This window comes from Flavobacterium sp. Root901 (assembly GCF_001429765.1).
Lineage (GTDB): Bacteria > Bacteroidota > Bacteroidia > Flavobacteriales > Flavobacteriaceae > Flavobacterium.
Genome location: NZ_LMJB01000007.1, coordinates 126611 through 146435 on the forward strand (window position 1 = coordinate 126611; position 19825 = coordinate 146435).

Consider the following 19825-nt stretch of genomic DNA (forward strand, 5'->3'; position numbering starts at 1 on the left):
CTGTAAGATTAAATTCTTACAGGTTTTTTTCTTTATAATACAGTCTATTTTTTAATAGAATCTGTTTTTATAGTTGTAACTGTATCTGTAACAGTTGAATCAATTTCCGGTCCTACAGTATCAATAATGGCTTCTGTAGAATCTGTGTATCCCGGAGACTCGGTTGGAGTCTCGTTCTTCTTGCATGAAAATGCTAATCCTGCTAACAGAATCAACAATGCAACTTTGGTTTTTAATAGCGTTTTCATAATTATATTTTTTACTGTTTGCATGCATGTTAATATTTCAAAGTTAAAATACTCAATGCCAATATCCTTACATAATTATTACTATCATTTATAGAACTCAAAGAAATACATCAAATACTGTTAAAATTTTGTTTTTTTTAATAGAAAAATCTATTCTTCATACATTTCCATCCAAAGGCGTGTTTCTTCCAAATCCAGTTCTTTTTCAATTTTTCTGAAAATTTCCTCGTTGACAGAACCTTTCTTGTGCATGTTTTCCAGCTTGCTGCGTTCCACATTCAAAAGATCAATTTGAATTTTAGTGAAATCATTAAAAATCTCATTTCCAAATACTTTTCCGTTTCCGAAAAAGTTAGCCGGAAGTTCTGTCTTTTGTAAACGATTAAATTTTACTTCATATTTACTTTTTATATTATGAAGCAGTTCATCATCTAATAATGAAAAATTATCTTCAATATGAGCAATCGTTTCTGAAACAATTATATTTCGAACATCATACTCTTCTGCTAAAATTGAATACCTTTCAATTTTAAGCTTTTTGATCAGCCACGGAAGTGTAAGTCCCTGAATTACCAGAGTCGAAAGGATAACACAAAAAACCAGATAAATGATAAGGTTTCGAAGCGGAAATTCTTCTGTTTTATTCAACATTAACGGCAGTGCCAAAGCGGCGGCCATAGAAACCACGCCACGCATTCCGGACCATCCAAAAACAATCATATTTCGGTAATCGAATTCTTCTTTCAACCGGATTTTTTTACTGAGTAAACGCGGAATCATCGTTGCCGGAACTACCCATAAAAAACGAACTACGATCACAACAATACTAATTACAGCCCCCCATATAAATAACGAATTTCCAGAGTAATTGCTGATTCCTTCAATAATTTGTCTCAGCTGTAATCCTATCAAAATGAAGATTAAACCGTTAAGGATATTGCTTAAAACATCCCAAATGGCATTCGTCATTATTCGGCTTTCATGAGAAAAAATAGTACCGGACCGCGCTGCCAGAAAAAGTCCGGTTGCTACAACTGCCAAAACTCCGGAACCCTCAAAGTGTTCGGCAATCAGATAAGATGAAAATGGCGTTAATAAGGTAAGCGTTACTTCAATAATATCATCACAAACGAATCTTTTATGAATATAATACATTATAAATCCAACGGCCAGACCTATTGCAATTCCTAAAACGGACATTAAAACAAAATTTAAACCTGCCTGCCACAAAACAAAGTTTCCTGCGGTTATGGCGGTTAATGCATATTTATAAGCCACAAGACCGCTGGCATCATTTACCAAACTTTCTCCTTCGAGAATTGCAATTAATCTTGGGTGCAGGCCCAGTCCTTTAGTAATAGCTGTTGCAGAAACCGCATCTGGAGGCGAAACAATGGCGCCAAGCAAAAATGCTAACGGCCAGGAAATATCATCTATCAGCCAGTGGGCAACAATAGCCACCAATCCGGTAGTAAAAAAGACCAGACCAACGGCTGCCAAAGTTATCGGCCGGATTGTCTGTTTAAATTCAGACCAGCTTGTATGCCATGCAGCATGATATAAAAGCGGTGGAAGAAATATAATAAAAACAATTTCAGGGCTTAATGCAATAACCGGAAGCCCCGGAACAACACTAATTATTACACCACACATAACCAATACAATAGGAATTGGAAAATTATACCTTTTACTTACTAAACTAAGAAAAGCTACGCCAAAAAGTAACATTATAATTACTGTGATATTTTCCATTTACTGCGGATATTTAATTGTTTTGGATGATAAATTTGTGGGCACTAAAATACTATTTTATGAGAATTAAATTAAATTCTCTTTAAAAAGAATGTTGCGTTTATTCGGTTTGGCGTTTAATTTTAAACACACAGAACATAGTTTCAATCTTAAAAAAGGCGTTTCACTTGTTTAAAAAGTATAGCTATGTGTAAAAGCGTGCTTTTTTTTAAAACTCTTTTTTAAAAACAATAATTCTATGTTTCTATGTGTTTAAATTTAAAACCTTCTTTAAAAAAATAATCTAAGTGTTTAAAATAAAAAAACCGGAAAAATATCCGGCTTTTGTTTTTAAGATTCGCAGCTGCTGCAGGTAACAAGACTTGTTACTAATTCTTTAGAAACACTTTGACTTCTTTGATAATATAAGCTTTTAATACCCAGCTGCCAGGCTTCTATAAGCAAACGGTTGACTTCTTTAACCGGAAGGTCTGCCGGAATGTTAAGATTAAGACTCTGTCCCTGATCGACAAACTTCTGGCGGATAGCTGCCTGCTGTACAATTTCAAGCTGGCTTATTTCTTTAAACGTTTTAAAAACATCTTTTTCAGATTGAGAGAGCTGTGTCATATGCTGCACGCTTCCTCCGTTCAGCATAATTTCTCTCCACACTTCTTCATTATCAAGACCTTTTTCTTCCAATAATTTTTTCAGGTATTTATTTTTGCGCATAAAATTACCTTTACTCAAACCGGCTTTATAATAATTACTGCTAAAAGGCTCAATTCCCGGAGAAGTCTGTCCTAAAATAGCCGATGATGAGGTAGTTGGCGCAATTGCCATTGTTGTCGTATTACGTTTTCCGTAACCTTTTAATAATTCAGGCTCGCCATAAATCCTTGCTAATTCCTGTGTCGCTTTATCAGCTTTGTCACTAATATGTTTGAAGATCTCTGTCGTTTTTAATTTGGCTTCCATTCCTTCAAACGGAATCATATTTTTTTGCAGATAAGAATGCCATCCTAATACACCCAAACCTAAGGCACGATGTCGTTTTGCAAACTTATTTGCCGCCGAAAGATAATAATTGCCCTCTGTTTTTTCGATAAATTCCTGCAGAACAGCATCCAGGAAAAATATAGCCAGCTTTACCGCTTCTGTATCTTTCCATTCTTCATAAAGCTCCAGATTCATTGAAGACAGGCAGCATATAAAAGATTCGTCCTGAGTAGAAGGAAGCATAATTTCACTACATAAATTGCTGGCATTAATACGAAGGTTTTGATCCTTATAAACCTGTGGTTTGCTTTTATTTACATTGTCACTAAAGAAGATGTAAGGCAACCCTTTTTGCTGACGGCTTTCTAAAACTTTTGCCCAAATTTGTCTTTTATCAATATCACCGTCAATCATTTCCTGCATCCAGTAATCTGGCACACAGATCCCGGTAAACAAATTCTGAATTGGATTTCCGATACTTTTAATTTTTAAAAACTCCTCAATATCCGGATGGTCAATATCCAGATAAGCTGCAAATGCACCACGGCGCACTCCGCCTTGCGAAATGGTATCCATGGCAGTATCAAAAAGCTTCATAAAACTTACTGCTCCACTACTCTTTCCGTTGTCTGTTACAGCACTTCCGCGCTCGCGTAGTTCTCCAAAATAACCAGAAGTCCCTCCGCCTATTTTAGTCTGCATAATGACTTCGCCCAATTTATGCGTAATTCCTTCAATTTTATCAGGAACATGAACGTTAAAACAAGAAATTGGCAGACCTCTTTCTGTTCCCATGTTGGCCCATACAGGCGAACTGATACTCATCCAGCCGCGTTCGATCATTTCTACAAAAGACTCTTTTAACTCCGGTTTGTATAATCTTCTTGCTGCTGCCGTACAAATTCTGTCAATTGCACCTTCAACAGTTTCTCCTTTTAAAAGATAACCGCGGTTTAAAATTTGTTCACTTTCAGAGTTCTTCCACCACATTTTGGTTCCTGCTTCATTATGCGGAAGATTATTAACTTCATTTATATCTGTATTCATCATATTTTGCTTTTAGAAAAGATCGTTTGCCGTAATACTTTTATCGTGTTTTGTATATTCTACAGGACGTTTTGCAAAGAAATCATCCAGACTGTTAGCAAAAACTTCTTCCTCGAACCAGGCTAAAACCTTGTAATCTTCCATACTAACATTAAATATGGTTGGAATACCAATTTGTTTCAGGCTTTCGTCAATTCTAAACTTCATAAAATTTACTAAATCAGCTTTTTTGATGCTTTCAATTTCACCTTCTTCAAAAATCCAGTCCAAAATATCTGATTCAACTGCAATAGAATCTTTTACTGTTTCTCTAACTAATTCAAGAGTATCGGTATCAAAATAATTTGGAAATTCTTCTCTGATTTTATTGATAATATAAATTCCGCCATTGGCATGAATCTGCTCATCAATAGAAGTCCACGCAATAATATTGCTCACATTTTTCATGTAACCTTTAAATCTTGTAAAAGAAAGCAAAATGGCAAACTGGCTGAAAAGAGAAACATTTTCAATCAGGATACTAAATAAGATCAGCGAAACCATATATTTTCGATTGTCCTGAGAACGCGTATCTTTTAAAACATTTGAAAGATAATCTACACGCCTGCGAATAACCGGAACATCAAGAAGTTTTTCAAATTCATCATTATAGCCTAAAACTTCCAGAAGACGGGAATAAGCTTCAGAATGCCTGAATTCACATTCTGCAAAAGTACTTCCCAAACCATTAAATTCTGGTTTTGGAAAATGTTCGTAAATATTTCCCCAAAAACTTTTTACAGCTACCTCAATTTGTGCGATTGCCAGTAAACTGTTTTTTACTGCTGTTTTTTCTGCTAAGGTCAAATGAGCATGAAAATCCTGAGTATCTGCAGTAAAATCAACTTCTGTATGAACCCAATACGCTTTATTTATCGCTTCTGTAAATTGTAAAACCTCCGGATATTCAAAAGGTTTATAATTGACTCTCTTATCAAATATAGACATATATATAGTATTTTAACGGTGACTAAGTAAGGATAGAAAAACAGGATTTGAGGTGGGGGAACTGCATTTTCTATACTTACAAAATTAACCCGTGCTTTCTCTTTGAACTAGGTTTTGATGTTAAAAATCCGACCAATTATCAACAGCAGAAATCAACGTTCAAAAACATTCAAAAAACATTTTATTAACAGGCATATAATTTTTCGTATTGTGCGAATTATCAGTTATTTAAACTGAATCTAAATAGATTTGTCAACAAAAAAAATAGAAAAAACATTCCCGTTTTAAAAAACAGTTATCAACAGGCAAAGTCATTTTTTTAAGTTTTTTATCTTAAATACTCGCTTTAAAAAACGTCAGTTTTGATATAAAAAAGGATTTGATTCTGATAAAAAAGAAAATCTGAATCTTACAAAATGTTGAACTTTTAAAATATTAAAAACCTAATTTTAAGCATTTTAATTTTTTTAAATTAAAAAAAGATTAAACAATTATTAAACCAGAATTAAAAACCGGAGTCTTATGATATTTAAACATCATATCTATAATAATGATAACCGAGTAATTTAAATTCAAAGAAAAAAAATCTAATTTCTATCAACTTTACAAGCAATAAAACTTGCTATAAAAATATTAATCTTTACATTTGCCATTATTTTGATTTATTCTAAATAGATAGTAATTCATCCATAATTTTGGAAATAAGCCTCCAATAAACAACATAATAAAATATGAAAAAGAATCTTTTTATTTCTTTAGCATCAGTAGTTACCCTATTCGTCAATGCACAGCAAAAAAATACACTGTTAGACGCAGCGTTCTGGAAAACTTCTCCAAATATTGAGACTGTAAAATCTGAAATTGCAAAAGGAAACAATCCTGCTGAAGCTAACATCAATGCATTTGACGTTACAACGCTGGCTATCAATAATGATGCACCAAATGAAATTATTAAATTCTTAATCGATCAGCCTGGAAATTCAGTAACAAAATTAACACATGACAACCGTATTTATCTGCATTGGGCTGCATACAGAGGAAATACCGAATTAGTACAATATCTTATAGCTAAAGGTTCTGATGCGAATTTTGAAGACAGCCACGGTACAACTCCCGTAGATTTTGCGGCTTCAAACGGCCAGACAAATCCTGCTTTGTATGAAGCTTTTTTTAAAGCCGGAATCGACCCAAAGAAAAAATATGCAAATGGCGCAAATTTGTTACTTTTATCTATTCCCGCAGATAAAGATTTAAAAGCTGCAGAGTATTTTTCGACAAAAGGATTATCACTTAAAGATACTGACAATGAAGGAAATACTGCTTTTACTTACGCAGCAAGATCTGGAAATATTACTCTTTTAAATAAACTTCTTGAAAAAGGAATCAAACCCAATGATAATGCTCTTTTTACTGCAGCACAGGGAAGCCGCAGAGAAACTACTACAATTGAAACCTATAAATATTTAGTTGAAGAAGTAAAACTAAAACCAACAGCACAAAACAAGGCGGGTCAAAATGTACTTCATTTTTTGGCCGGAAAACCAAATCAGTCAGAAATTCTGAAATACTTTTTAAGCAAAGGCGCTGACGTAAATAAAGCTGATAAAGAAGGAAATACACCTTTGATGATTGCTGCTGCTGCCAAAGAAGCTGCTGCTTTAGAAATTTTACTTCCTGCTTCAAAAAACATTAATAATAAAAACTTAAAGGGAGAATCGGCTTTAACCTATGCTGTTAAATCCGGAACTCCGGAAGCGGTAACTTTACTTTTAAACAAAGATGCTGATGTAAATGTACTTGATAAAGACGGCAATAATTTAGGATTTTATCTTGTTCACTCATACAAACCTACAGGAAAAGAAAATGCAGCAGATCCTTTTGATGCCAAAGCAAAATTGCTTCAGGATAAAGGATTAAACTTAGCAGCAGCTCAAAAGGATGGAAATACTTTATATCATTTAGCTATTGTAAAAAACGATATTACACTTCTTAAAAAAATAAATAATTTAAAAGTCGATGTAAATGCCAAAAATAAAGATGGTCTTACTGCTTTGCACAGAGCTGCCATGGTGGCCAAAGATGATGCCGTTTTAAAATACCTTATTTCTGCCGGTGCGAAAAAAGACATCAACACTGAATTTGATGAATCTGCATACGCTTTAGCCAAAGAAAATGAATTACTAACAAAGAGTAATATCTCCGTTGAGTTCTTAAAATAGTGATGAGTTTTTAGTCTCCGTACTCAAAAACTTTGTCAAAGTTGAGTAACTCATAACGAAAAAATTCAATTAACAATTTATAATTCATAATTAACAATTAAAAATGAAATCAATATTAAAAATTGCCCTTACCAGCGTTGTTATCTGCCTTTTTTCCTTTCATTCAAATGCACAATCAAGCAAATACAAATGCATGCTGCAGATGTCAAATTACATGGGAGAAGGTGCTTATATTGTGGTTTCGCTTATAAACCCGGCCGGCGGATATGAAAAAACACTTTATGTCATGGGCGACGATAAAAAATGGTACAAATCGCTAAAAGAATGGAATAAATTCCATGCTCAAAAAAGCGAAGACATTAGTGCAAAAACGGGCGCTTCTGTAACTGGAGGCGATCGCAGCGTTACCACCATAGAAATCGAAGATTCTAAAATAAATAAAGGATACAAACTTCGTTTTGAATCGGCTGTAGAGGATCAAAAATATTATGTAAGCGATCTTGAAATTCCGCTTACAACTGAAGGCCTTGCTGATAAAACTGAAGGAAAAGGTTATATTAAATATGTAAGACTGAACAAAATATAACATAATTTTAATCATACAAGCTCGAATTTATTTTTCTGCTTAAACTTAAAATACGAGCTTTGTCAAAGTTTTTTACTTTGGCAAAGCTTTAAACATTTTAATACATTTCTAGAATACATTCAATGACTCTTTCTTTCTGGCGTTACGCTCACCTGGCTTTGGCTCTTTTTTCATCGATATTTTTGCTTTTGGCTTCCGTTACCGGAATTATTCTGGCGGTCGATGCAGCACAGGAAAAAACACTGCCTTATAACGCTGAAAATTTTGACAAAATCACTTTAGGCCAAACGCTGCCCATATTAAAAAGAGAATATTCAGAAATTACAGAACTAAGTGTCGATTACAATCAATTTGTAACGCTTCAGGCCATTGATGCCGATGGAAATGATATTAATGCTTACATTGATCCGAAAACCGGAAAAAAATTAGGAACTCCAGAAAAGAAAAGTGAATTTATTCAGTGGGTTACAAGTTTTCACCGCTCCCTTTTCCTGCATGAAACCGGACGATTTTTTGTTGGTGTAATTTCATTTTGTTTATTGCTGATTTCGATTTCTGGTTTTGTTTTGGTTTTAAAAAGACAAAGGGGAATCCGTAATTTCTTTTCGAAAGTTATAAAAGAATATTTTGCCCAGTATTATCATGTTATTTTAGGTCGGCTGGCTTTAATTCCAATTTTCATTATTGCCCTTACAGGAACGTATTTATCACTCGAAAGGTTCAACTTTTTTAGGGGTGAAGAAAAAGCAAAACCTGTAAAAACTGAACTTTCGGCAGAAGCAAAAAAAACTTCTGTATTTAAAACTACACTTTTAGCCGATGTAAAAAAAATTGAATTTCCTTTTACAGATGATCCTGAAGAATATTATATCATCGAACTAAAAAATCGTGAAATTGAGGTAAATCAGGCAGACGGTACATTGATTTCTGAAAAACGTTCGCCAGTAACAACTCAATTATCTGCTTTAAGTTTAGATCTTCATACAGGAAGAATTAACGGAATCTGGGCCATCATTTTAGCCATTGCGTGTATAAATATTCTATTCTTTATTTATTCCGGTTTTGCCATTACCTTAAAAAGAAGGTCAAGCCGAATCAAAAATAAATTTAAAGCTGATGAAAGCCATTACATTCTTTTAGTGGGTTCTGAAAATGGAAGCACTTTTAGATTTGCCAATGCTATTTTGAAGCAATTAACCAGTCACGGAAAAAAAGCTTTTATCGCCGAATTAAACAGTTTCTCGGTTTACCCGAAAGCGGAACATATTATTGTTTTTTCTTCGACACACGGTTTGGGAGATGCCCCATCTAACGGAACTAAATTTAAAGCGCTTTTACAGAAGCAAAATCAGGAACAGAAAGTTAAATTTTCTGTTGTGGGCTTTGGTTCAAAATCATATCCGGATTTCTGCGGATTTGCGGTTGAAATTGATCAGTTTTTAGAAACTCAAAATTGGGCAGAACGTTTTTTAGATTTAAAAACCGTTAATGATAAATCGGCAGTAGAATTTGTAGAATGGGTTAAGTTGTGGAGCTCCAAAGCTGAAATTCCGTTAGCCGCTGCGCCTTCTATATACAATCATATTCCGAAAGGTTTACAGAAATTAATCGTTTTAGATAAAACACCTATTTCTGACACAGAACATACTTTTATACTGACTTTGGGCACTAATAGCAGAACTAAATTTGCTTCGGGCGATTTACTGGCAGTCTATCCTGCAAACGATTCCAGAGAACGACTTTATTCTATCGGGAATCATTCCGGCAACATACAATTGGTTGTGAAACTGCATCCCAACGGATTAGGTTCCGGATTTTTAAATAATTTAGAAATTGGAAATACCATTAAGGCCAGAATCATCAATAACAAAGCTTTTCATTTTCCTGCAAAAGCTCCAAAAGCTGCTTTTATTTCTAACGGAACCGGAATTGCGCCATTTTTAGGAATGATCGAACAAAATAAAAGCAGGAAAGAAATTCATCTTTACAGCGGATTCAGAATGATAACCCCAACTCTTTTAGCATATAAAAAGTTTGCCGGAATTATGATTCAAAAAGAACATCTGGACAATTTTCATGTTGCATTATCCCGCGAAGCAGAACATATTTATGTAATGGATTTGATAAAAAGAGATACTGCATTTTTTGTAAACTTACTAAAACAAGGCGGCGTTATCATGATTTGCGGTTCACTTGCGATGCAAAAAGATGTTGAAGCTATTTTTAATAATCTATGTCGCGAAAACGAAATTAAAAATCTTGAAGAATATAAAAAAAATGGACAGTTATTAACCGATTGTTATTAGGATGATGAATAAATTATTCTTTCTACTTATCCTTATTTGTTGTTTTACAGCAGATGGTCAGGTACTGCGAAAACGTACAACGCTGCTTATGGGAGGCCGTTTTGACATTAGCATTTCTGCAAAAGATTCGTTAACTGCCGAAGAAAATATCAATGAAGTTATTGCCGAAATTACACGTATTGAAAATCTAATTTCAGACTGGAAACCTGATTCGCAGGTTTCACAAGTAAATCAAAATGCCGGAATTAAACCCGTAAAAGTCGACCGGGAAGTTTTCGAGCTTACGCAAAGAGCTATTAAATTTTCTGAAATAACAAACGGCGGATTCGACATAAGTTTTGCCGCCATGGACAGAATCTGGAAGTTTGACGGATCGATGACTGAAATGCCTTCGGCGGAAGCCATACAAAAATCGGTTGAAAAAGTAGGCTATAAAAACATTGTTCTGGACAGCGCTCAATCAACAATTTTCTTAAAATTAAAAGGAATGAAAATTGGTTTTGGAGCTTTAGGCGAAGGTTACGCAACTGATAAGTGCAGGGCTATGATGATTAAGAAAGGCATTCCAGCCGGAATTATAAACGGCTCCGGAGATATGAGCACGTGGGGAAAACAGCCAAATGGACAAGACTGGAAAATTGGGATTACAAATCCGTTTAAACCTGAAAAACTTTTGGCTAAGGTTGCTTTAAAAGAAGGCGCAGTAACAACATCCGGCAGTTATGAAAAATTTGTTGTTTTTAACGGAAAACGATATTCACATATTATAAATCCTGCAACCGGATATCCTGCAACTGGTTTATGCAGCGTTACCATTTTTGGACCCAACGCCGAAACCGCAAACGGACTAAGCACTTCAATGATGGTTTTAGGTCAAAAAGAAAGCTTGATTTTACTTCAAAAATTTCCTGATTACAGCTGTGTTATGATTACAGACAAAGGAAAAGTCATTAAATCTAAAAATTTCTCTTATAATTTGTAAAAAGTAAAAAACAGGTAAGTGATATAATTTTCAGTTAAATTTTGATTAACTGAAATCTTATGGCTCACAAAAAACTAATCTCCGCCGCAGCCTCCACAAGAAGAACCGCAAGAACTTCCACATGAACCGCCACCTGAAGAGCCGCATGATATCCCGCTTGAATCTGATCTCACAAAATTATTCCAAGAAGATGAACTGGTTTGGTAATTTGTTAATGGAATAAATGAGTTTACTAATAATAGATTTCCATATAAAAAATAATCCCATTCCCACGCTCTTTTATTTTCGCCTTTATCCAGAATTTCCACTTTGACCGAAGAAGGAATAATGTTGACAAACATTAAATTCAAGACCTGATTTAAATAATAACGTGAAATTAAAACTAAAGGAACAATCGCTATTAGTAAAAACAGCACTGGTTTTCCTCTCCAAATTCCTGTTATAAACCTACTGAAACCAATACTTAATAAAAATCCCAAAACAATCATTACCGTCATTATAACACGAGTAAATTCTTTAGAATTTATTATTCTGTTCCTTATTCTGTAAGTCGCTTTTTCAATCTGCTCAAATACTGGCTTCTGAATAGCAGTTTTGCATAATTGCTGGTAAGGCATTGGATCAAAATCTCTCATGATTTCGATAATGCAATTCTCATATTGATTTTCAACAAAATTATCATCGATTAGTTCTAATCTGTCATTCGCTAAAACCTTGATTTTATGGCTCATTATCAAATTATTTACTACACCATGAATTACAACTTGCAATTTATCTTCTTTAAAATAAACCATCTCAAGCGGTGTCAGATTTCGCAGAATTGAATTTGATTTTATCTTATTATATAAAGAAGTAAAGCTTTTATGAACATAGATTTTCAGGATTAAAATTGTTGTAACAAACAACAATAGGTATCCTATTAGAAAGTCCGGATTTTTAATTTTTATTAAAAGAGAAAAAATAATCAGGCAGACTGGGAAAGACATAATTATAGTATATCTCAAAAAGTTTTTTCTAAGTTTTGAAGCTTCATATTTACTCTTTTCAAGATGAAGAGAATATAATTCATTTTGATAATACCAAATCTCAGCAGGCTGTTTTCCAAAATTAATTTCATAAAGCCCTGTAGTCCTTTCTTTTGCTGTTTGAAATTTTTCAAACTCCGATCGGTTATGAGTAGAAGGAATATGCTCTATTCTTTTGCCTAATACATTGCAGAAATCAGTGTATGAATTGGTAAAAATAAGATGTTCATGCCAGACAATATCTACAATTTCAGAAGGAGAAACCATTTCGTTATTGGTCGCAGCCAGGAGCATAAATTTTTTATATTCAATTATGGCGCTTTGAGTGAAATTAACAGTCCAATGATTTTTTAATGCAAGTCTTGTCGAAAATCCATATTGATCATTTGGTTGATCAAAACTAAATGCTAAAGCTTTTTCCCAAAGTGTTTTATTCATAAAATCACTTATATTTTAGTTATAAAAACCAGGTTAAATCTAAAAATCTTCTTGATTAATCTCGAGCTAAAATAGCATTATTTCTTTCACAAAAAACATCTTTACAAAAAATTAAACCATTTTCAATATTCTACTTTTTTCTAATATTAAACCATTATCTAATTCAACTTCAATTTTTATTTCATTATAATTTTTTAACACCTTGAAAAACCCATTTGGAAACCAAAATGAAAAGTTTGTGATTAAAAATTTATTTCCAGAAGTTATATTTTTATTTGAGAATCCAACTTCAAATTCTTGATTATCAATGTTATTGAACCAAGTAACAAACTCGTCAGGATTTTTAAAAATAGGGACATTTTTTGGATTCACTTTTCGAAAAACCCTTCCTCCTAAATAATTTTTGTTTAAATATTCAATATATTCTTTTTTCTTTTCATCAAAACAAATACAGCTAAAATCATTTTTATCAAATAATCTTTTATCAAATTTTTCAAAGGGATTTAATAGAATTGATTCTTCTTTATTAAATAGTATTTTAGTAACATCCATTTCGGTCTTACCTTTTTTAAACAAAATTTTAAGACTTTTTATACTGTCATTTGTACCTCCAAGACCAGGTTCAATTACACAACCACAATTTGAAGAATTGTTTTGCGGATTATATTTTACATCAAATTTAAATACAATACCAATTTCTTCGTGTTTTTTAATAGTATCTGTTGCGTTATACAATAAACACGGAAAATTATTAAGTTTTTTTGAATAGATAATTGCTATATCAACTTCTTTAAGACTGAATGAATTTCCCTTTGGAGTTTCTGCCTTATTTGTGCATGAAATGAATAGTAAAAAAATTGCAAAACATAAAATTTTTCTCATTGTCAATCTTTTTTATTTATGCGAAAGTTATAAAAAAGAATACATTAAAAAGTTTATTATTAAACAAAAAACTCCATTAGAAATAATGAAGTTTTTTGTTTAATAATCTGTATCGATTATTTTAGGGTTAGTCAACGAATTAATTTACTTTAACTTCAATTGTTGAAGCTGGCAAATTAGCAGTCGTAGCTTTCAACTGAATTTTCTCTTTCTTCCCATTCGACTGAATAATCGCAATACATTTTCCATTAAACAATTTACAGGAATTCGCTTTAAATGAATCCAGATTCGCCTGATAACCATTATCAACGCCAACCAATTTTCCTCCGCCGGAAACTTCAAAATTAATTAAATCCATTGCGTTTGGAAGCATATTTCCGTCTTTGTCAACTAATGAAACGGTTACATAAACCAAATCATATGTATCGTTTTTAATTGTGGTTTTATCGGCTTTCAAATCAATTTTTGAAGCTTCTCCAGCCGTTTTGATTTCCTTTTCTAAAACTACTTTTCCATCCTTTCTGGAAACGGCTTTTAAAGTTCCCAGTTCGAATTTCACTTTCCATGAAATGTGTAAATCATCATTTTGTTTTGATTTTTTTCCGAGAGATTTTCCGTTTAAGAATAATTCCACTTCATCTGCATTATTGTAATACGCCCAAACCTCTACTTCCTGATCTTTTTTCCAGTTCCAATGCGGGAAAATATACAAAACGTCTTTCTTCGACCATTCGCTTTGGTACATATAATACACATCTTTTGGAAGTCCGGCCAAATCGACAATACCGAAATACGAACTTCTTGCCGGATATGGGTACGGATCTGGTTCACCGATATAATCGAAACCAGTCCAGATAAAAGTTCCCGCCATAAAATCCTGTTTCTTGATCGTTTTCCAGTTTTCTTCGTGCGTTGCACCCCAATACGATTTCACCTGATCGTAAGCCGAAACGGTCCAGTCTACATTTCCGTCAAACGGAGCGCCATGTTTTGTTGGCCACGCTTTAATTCCATCCGGAGCATCATAATGTCCGCGCGTTTCCAAAGCCGAAACACTTTCTGATGCCAGTATTTTTTGTCCTTTAAATTTCGTTGGAAAATCTTTATAATCTTCATGTTTGTAATTGAATCCCAAAAGATCCAAAGCGCCCGATTGGTAAATAAAGTTTTTCTCAATTACATTTTCCGTCAAAGCGGAAGTTACGGGACGGGTTGTATCTAAAGATTTTACGATTTTAGCCAATTCTCTCGTAATTGCAATTCCGGTTGAATCGAATTGCTCACGGATTTCGTTACCAATACTCCACATTATAACCGATGGATGATTACGGTCTCTTTTTATAAAATCTTCTAAATCCTGTTTGTGCCACGCATCCCAGTCTTTGTGGTAATCGTTGGTTACTTTTTTCTTTTTCCAGACATCAAAAGCTTCGTCCTGAACAATGAAACCCATTTCGTCGCACAATTGCATCATTTCCAAAGAATGCGGATTATGAGACATCCTGATCGCATTCACACCCATTTCTTTCATCAAAGTGAGTTTTCTGTGAACAGCGTGAATATTTTCAACTGCACCCAAAGCACCATTATCATGATGCAGACAAACTCCTAATATTTTTGTCGGAACACCATTTAAAGAAAATCCTTTTTCAGCATCAAAATTGAAATAACGGAATCCTAAAGGAGTTTCGTAATTGTCCACCAATTTCGATTTCTCGTACACTTTTGTAACCACTTTATACAAATACGGATTCTCAGTATTCCATAATTTTGGCTGTTTTATTTCCAGATTGTGAACTTTTTTCTCAGAAGTTTTAGCGCCAATTTTTTCTGTTGAAGTGAAAGTTGCAACTTCTTTATTATCAGCATTTACAATTGAAGTAACCAGTTTAAACTCTTTTGCAGAACTATTATTATTATCAATCGTAACTTCCACATTTACTTTTGATTTTTCTGCTGAAACTTCCGGAGTTGTAACAAAAGTGCCCCACTTCCCTACATGCAGTTTTTCGCTTGCTACTAATCGAACGTTTCTGTAAATACCAGAACCGGTGTACCAGCGTGAATTTGGCTGGGCATCATTATCGACCTTTACGGCAATAATATTCGACTTTCCAAAATTCAAATAGGGCGTTAAATCATATCCAAAAGAAATATATCCGTTCGGACGTATTCCTAATGATTTTCCATTGATGAAAACTTCGCTATTCTTAAAAACACCGTCAAATTCAATAGAAACCGTTTTGTTTTTCCAGTTCGCAGGAATCGTAAATAGTTTGCGGTACCAGCCTTTTCCGGCAGGTAAAAAGCCTTGCGCTTGTTTGGTTTTACTGTCTTTATCAAAAGGCAATTCGATACTCCAGTCGTGCGGTAATTGAAGCACTCTCCAGTCTGATGCATTGTAATTTGCATTTATAGCTTCTGGGTAATCACCTAGTTTGAAGTTCCAGTTTTTATTAAAATCTTCTACAATTCTGACTTGTTTTTGGGCAAAAATTATTGTAGAAAATAATGCAATTGCTACAATTGAAATTTTTTGAAAAATGTTTTTATGCTTAATCATAAATATGTTTTTATCTAATCTAAATTCTTTCACAAATTAATTCCGAACGTTTCCGTAGAGACGCACTGCAGTGCGTCTAACATACAGTATGACATTTGGAACGTAGACGCACTGCGGTGCGTCTCTACAATGAAAATCTTTGCGACTCTGCGTCTTTGGGAGATTATTTTTTTTATTGAAACTCAAAATTATCGATCAACAACCCTTTCAAATCATCTCCTTCCAAAGTGATTTTATAAGTTCCCGCGTTGATATAACCTCCTGATGTTGTGTTTAAAACCTTCCATTTTTCTGATGAAGGAAAGAATTCAATCGCATCGTTTCGCATTAAAATTCCGTACGCATCTTCCATTTTGAATTTTACTTTTAATGGCGTTTCATTTCGGTTCATAAAACGGAAACGCATTAAATAAATTCCGGCAACTCCGGGTTTTACTTCAAACTCAATGCTGTTATTCGTTTTCTTCGTAAATTCGACATAATCAGCTTTTTTGAAATTGCCCTTTTCTATTCCTTCTCCGGTTGTTTTTGTTTTTTCTGCTTCGATGATTACGACAGGTCTAGAATCGTCTTTTTCGCCCATATCGTACGTTGGAACGACTGCGATCGAAGTTGTTGTTTCTGAATTATCAAAAGCAACTTTCTCGCCTTTTTTTACTTTTTTAGTAAAAACCTCAAAAGTAGTTCCAGCAATGTTTTTTGCTTTTTCTTCTATTTTTTTATAATCCGAAAGCAAGTTTAAAGATTTAATTTTATTATCAACTAAAAAATAAATATTCGATTCTTCTTTTGCTGTAAACGAACCTGAACTTTTCGAATCTGTTGAAAACTGAATGAAATCAGCACCAAAAACTTCAGAAGGTAATTTGGTAAATTGAATTTCTGAGTTTACGAATTGTTTTGAATTGATATCCAGCCACGAAGCAATTTTAAAATCTCTGGAATCTAAACTTACATTTTGAATATTTCTAGCCGATTCCTCAGCAGGTCTTGCGTGATAATCTTTTGTCGCGATAGCAATTGCCGAAATAATCGCTTGTCCGACTTTTACATTTGGAAACGAAATTTTAATTTTCCCTCCAACACTTTTTACTTTCAAGGTTTTCTTTAAAGCATTATCGTGTCCCGCTTCCGCCCAAATATCGAAATCTTTTAAAACCACATTATCGTTAACTGCCACATCAAACAAACGCCAGCCTTTGCAATCCATACCGCCGCCTGTTCCATACCACGGTTCTGTGAAATACAATTCAATTACATATTCTCCATCCGGTGCAGGAAATTCATAACTTAATTTATCTACTCCGTATCTGAAAGTCTGAAATAAAGTTTGGTCTTTTGTTCCGTTTACGGGATCAAAACTGCTTCTTTGGCTGGCAAAAAAGTCAGGAAGTTTTTCAAAATTATCTGTCCACGATAAAGAACCCCACGTATTTTTCCCGCTTTTGTGTGTATCGGTTAACCAAGTATTTCCGTTGCTATCTGTAAATTCTGAACCACCGCAATTTACTCTGTAAATGTAATTTAAACCACTTTTTGCTTTTAGAATATCGGTTTTATTTGGCGTTAAAGCTTCTAAATTCGGCGCTTTCGGAAGAGTATTCAAAACAATATAATCTTTGGCAACTGCTTTTCCGTTTACGTAACCAACGGCAAATAAAACATTGTATTGAACGTTTACATTATTAAACTGAAAATGCTTGCCAATTCCCGGATTTTTTAGTTTTCCTAATGACATTTTATTGACATCATTAAACAATTCGACTTCGTCACAATTCGAGTAAATATCGATTCCGTTTTTGATTCCTGCACTTTCCCAACGACTTGGCCAGGTATGCGAAACGATATATACCATCGGATTAGTTTTGTTCGAAACATAATTGGCGCGGTACATATAATACGCATCCAGCGGTTCGCCCCAAATGGTAAAAAGTCCTTTGTAATTTACGGGTCCGACTTTGTCTATATCTCTAAATCCTTCCCCGTTTTGTACGCGTCCCGGATTTTCATGCGAAGCAAAAAGCCAGTTGAATTGTCCCGCAATTTTATCACGAACCGATTCGGCCTCGCGGACTTTAATTTCCATTAATTGAGAAAAACGGTTTTCGCTCAACGTTCCTTTTTGGTCAAATTCGCCCTCGGTATGTAAATCTGCCGAACGCCACGCACCATATTCGCCGTTTAATAATTGCGTTGTCATTTCTAAATGATACTTTAACGGATCTCCGCCATAGGTTCCAGACCAGTTTTGCACGACGTTCCAGTCTGTTCCTTCTCCTCCGTTGCAAGTTGTTACAATTCTCTGTTTATCGGATAACGGATCCATTTCACGAATGATTTTAGTGCATTCTTCGGCAAATGCTGCCGGAATTGTACTTTCATTCTGTAATCCCCACATTACAACTGAAGGACTGTTTCTGCGTTCTTTAATCCACTCGCGTAAAAGGGTTTTGAAATTTTCTTTGAATTCAGGTGTGTCGTACCATATATGTGCCGAAAACTGACTCCAGAATAAGATTCCGTTTTCATCTAATGCTGCCTGATATAATAAATTATGAGGTTGATGTGCTTCTCTAAAAGCATTAAATCCAGCCGTTTTAATTTGTTCAATTCTGGCATGAATTTGTTCGTCTGAAAACGCGTGACTATTCCCAATCTGATGCTCATATTCGCAGACACCATTTATAAAAACTGGTTCATCATTAATAAAAAAACGATTGTCTTTTCCGTCACGACTCACCGGCCAGCTCACCCAACGGATTCCGTAAGGCGTTGTTAGCTGATCAATTATTTTTCCGTTCTCATAAACTGAAGTTACCAGTTTATATAAATACGGATTGGATGGCGACCATAATTTCGGATTTTCAATTTCCGGAAGTGTTTGTGTTATTTCTTTTGTTTCTCCTGAAACGTTTTTGATGTCTGTTTTTTTGATCACAACTTTCTTTCCTGAAGCATCAAAAAGAATATTTTCAATGGTTACATTTCGGTCTAAAGATCCGTAATTTTTGATTTCTGTTGTAGTATGAAGAATTGCTTTCTGTTTAGAAACCGATTTATCATTCCAAATATGAACGCCAAAAGGCTCTATTCTGACATCGTTTGTAATGACTAAAGAAACAGGTCTGAAAATCCCCATTGGCTGTGAACCTTCTGAGAATCCCCATTCGCCCGAACAGCCACCGCAAACCCACGGAAGATCGGCAATAAAAGAGGGATGCGAGGCTTTTACTAAAATCTGATTTTCTTTATCGAAAGAAACTGCGTTGGTAATTTCTAAGGTAAAAGTCGTTCTTCCGCCTTTGTGCTGACCTACTTTTTTACCGTTTACCCAAACATCTGCATACGAACTTACGCCTTCAAAAAAAAGGAAGAGTTTTTTAGCAACCGCAGATTTATCAAGTTTTAAAGTTTTTTTGTACCAGGCTGTACCGTGTAAATTTCCATGTTTTGTTCTTCTGAAACCATAATACTGATCCCAATTGTGAGGCACACTTACCTTTTGCCAATTGGAATCAGTTTTTGGATTTTCTACAAAATCTTCTTCTTTCAGCGGAAGATTATCCAGCATTACGGTCTCCCAAGATGAATTCAGCGAAATTTCTTTACGTACTGAACTTTTGCCCTGACTCCAAACAGTGCAAAAACCTGAGAAAAAACAAAAAATAAAAAAAACTATTCTGTTCATATTTTTACCTTATTTCGTCCTGCAAGGTTTCCAAAACCTTGTAGGTCTGAATTTCGCAACGTTTAACTAAAACACCTACAAGGTTTTAGAAACCTTGCAGGAGACGAAACGTTCTTGTAGGTCT

Annotated in this window: 12 protein-coding genes; 4 read left to right on the forward strand and 8 right to left on the reverse strand. The window is 34.3% G+C overall.

Annotated features, from left to right (window positions below; genetic code table 11):
• Positions 1-44: 44 nt before the first annotated feature.
• The 4 genes from ASE21_RS14015 to ASE21_RS14030 form a co-directional block, all read right to left on the reverse strand.
• Positions 45-248: a hypothetical protein gene (locus ASE21_RS14015; protein ID WP_128414701.1), complete on the reverse strand. Its 204-nt coding sequence runs from the start codon at positions 246-248 to the stop codon at positions 45-47.
• Between the two features lie 150 nt (positions 249-398).
• Positions 399-2000 (reverse strand): Na+/H+ antiporter, encoded by a 1602-nt coding sequence (locus tag ASE21_RS14020; RefSeq protein WP_057123312.1) that lies wholly within the window; start codon positions 1998-2000, stop codon positions 399-401.
• Positions 2001-2330: 330 nt separating this feature from the next.
• Entirely contained in the window at positions 2331-4025 is a 1695-nt protein-coding gene (locus ASE21_RS14025; protein WP_057123313.1) for a ribonucleoside-diphosphate reductase subunit alpha, read from the reverse strand.
• Between the two features lie 12 nt (positions 4026-4037).
• Positions 4038-5012: a ribonucleotide-diphosphate reductase subunit beta gene (locus ASE21_RS14030; RefSeq protein WP_057123314.1), complete on the reverse strand. Its 975-nt coding sequence runs from the start codon at positions 5010-5012 to the stop codon at positions 4038-4040.
• Positions 5013-5743: 731 nt separating this feature from the next.
• On the opposite strand from ASE21_RS14030, the gene ASE21_RS14035 reads away from it, so the two are divergent.
• From ASE21_RS14035 to ASE21_RS14050, 4 genes are all read left to right on the forward strand, one after another.
• On the forward strand, positions 5744-7231 hold the full coding sequence (locus tag ASE21_RS14035; protein ID WP_057123315.1) for an ankyrin repeat domain-containing protein: 1488 nt from the start codon (positions 5744-5746) through the stop codon (positions 7229-7231).
• A gap of 103 nt (positions 7232-7334) precedes the next feature.
• On the forward strand, positions 7335-7817 hold the full coding sequence (locus tag ASE21_RS14040) for a DUF2271 domain-containing protein (protein ID WP_057123316.1): 483 nt from the start codon (positions 7335-7337) through the stop codon (positions 7815-7817).
• A gap of 122 nt (positions 7818-7939) precedes the next feature.
• Entirely contained in the window at positions 7940-10123 is a 2184-nt protein-coding gene (locus tag ASE21_RS14045) for a PepSY domain-containing protein (protein ID WP_057123317.1), read from the forward strand.
• Between the two features lie 4 nt (positions 10124-10127).
• Complete coding sequence (locus ASE21_RS14050; RefSeq protein ID WP_410503568.1) at positions 10128-11105, forward strand: FAD:protein FMN transferase; 978 nt, start codon at positions 10128-10130, stop codon at positions 11103-11105.
• Positions 11106-11179: 74 nt separating this feature from the next.
• On the opposite strand, the gene ASE21_RS14055 is transcribed toward ASE21_RS14050, so the two are convergent.
• The 4 genes from ASE21_RS14055 to ASE21_RS14070 all read right to left on the reverse strand — a co-directional run bounded on the left by ASE21_RS14055 (position 11180) and on the right by ASE21_RS14070 (position 19701).
• Positions 11180-12568, reverse strand: coding sequence for a glycine-rich domain-containing protein (locus ASE21_RS14055; protein ID WP_057123319.1), 1389 nt, complete (start codon positions 12566-12568; stop codon positions 11180-11182).
• A gap of 111 nt (positions 12569-12679) precedes the next feature.
• A complete protein-coding gene (locus ASE21_RS14060; protein ID WP_057123320.1) occupies positions 12680-13450 on the reverse strand; it encodes a hypothetical protein in 771 nt (256 codons plus the stop codon).
• 139 nt (positions 13451-13589) lie between these two features.
• Positions 13590-16013, reverse strand: a complete 2424-nt coding sequence (locus ASE21_RS14065) for a sugar-binding domain-containing protein (RefSeq protein WP_057123321.1) — start codon at positions 16011-16013, stop codon at positions 13590-13592.
• Positions 16014-16185: 172 nt separating this feature from the next.
• The gene (locus ASE21_RS14070) at positions 16186-19701 is read right to left on the reverse strand and encodes a malectin domain-containing carbohydrate-binding protein (protein ID WP_057123322.1); all 3516 of its coding nucleotides are present in this window, start codon (positions 19699-19701) and stop codon (positions 16186-16188) included.
• Positions 19702-19825: the final 124 nt, after the last annotated feature.

Bases quoted from the DNA above. Each gene is read 5' to 3' on its own strand.
- ASE21_RS14015 (WP_128414701.1), bottom strand. From the start codon at position 248: ATGAAAACGCTATTAAAAACCAAAGTTGCATTGTTGATTCTGTTAGCA.
- ASE21_RS14020 (WP_057123312.1), bottom strand. From the start codon at position 2,000: ATGGAAAATATCACAGTAATTATAATGTTACTTTTTGGCGTAGCTTTT.
- ASE21_RS14025 (WP_057123313.1), bottom strand. From the start codon at position 4,025: ATGAATACAGATATAAATGAAGTTAATAATCTTCCGCATAATGAAGCA.
- ASE21_RS14030 (WP_057123314.1), bottom strand. From the start codon at position 5,012: ATGTCTATATTTGATAAGAGAGTCAATTATAAACCTTTTGAATATCCG.
- ASE21_RS14035 (WP_057123315.1), top strand. From the start codon at position 5,744: ATGAAAAAGAATCTTTTTATTTCTTTAGCATCAGTAGTTACCCTATTC.
- ASE21_RS14040 (WP_057123316.1), top strand. From the start codon at position 7,335: ATGAAATCAATATTAAAAATTGCCCTTACCAGCGTTGTTATCTGCCTT.
- ASE21_RS14045 (WP_057123317.1), top strand. From the start codon at position 7,940: ATGACTCTTTCTTTCTGGCGTTACGCTCACCTGGCTTTGGCTCTTTTT.
- ASE21_RS14050 (WP_410503568.1), top strand. From the start codon at position 10,128: ATGAATAAATTATTCTTTCTACTTATCCTTATTTGTTGTTTTACAGCA.
- ASE21_RS14055 (WP_057123319.1), bottom strand. From the start codon at position 12,568: ATGAATAAAACACTTTGGGAAAAAGCTTTAGCATTTAGTTTTGATCAA.
- ASE21_RS14060 (WP_057123320.1), bottom strand. From the start codon at position 13,450: ATGAGAAAAATTTTATGTTTTGCAATTTTTTTACTATTCATTTCATGC.
- ASE21_RS14065 (WP_057123321.1), bottom strand. From the start codon at position 16,013: ATGATTAAGCATAAAAACATTTTTCAAAAAATTTCAATTGTAGCAATT.
- ASE21_RS14070 (WP_057123322.1), bottom strand. From the start codon at position 19,701: ATGAACAGAATAGTTTTTTTTATTTTTTGTTTTTTCTCAGGTTTTTGC.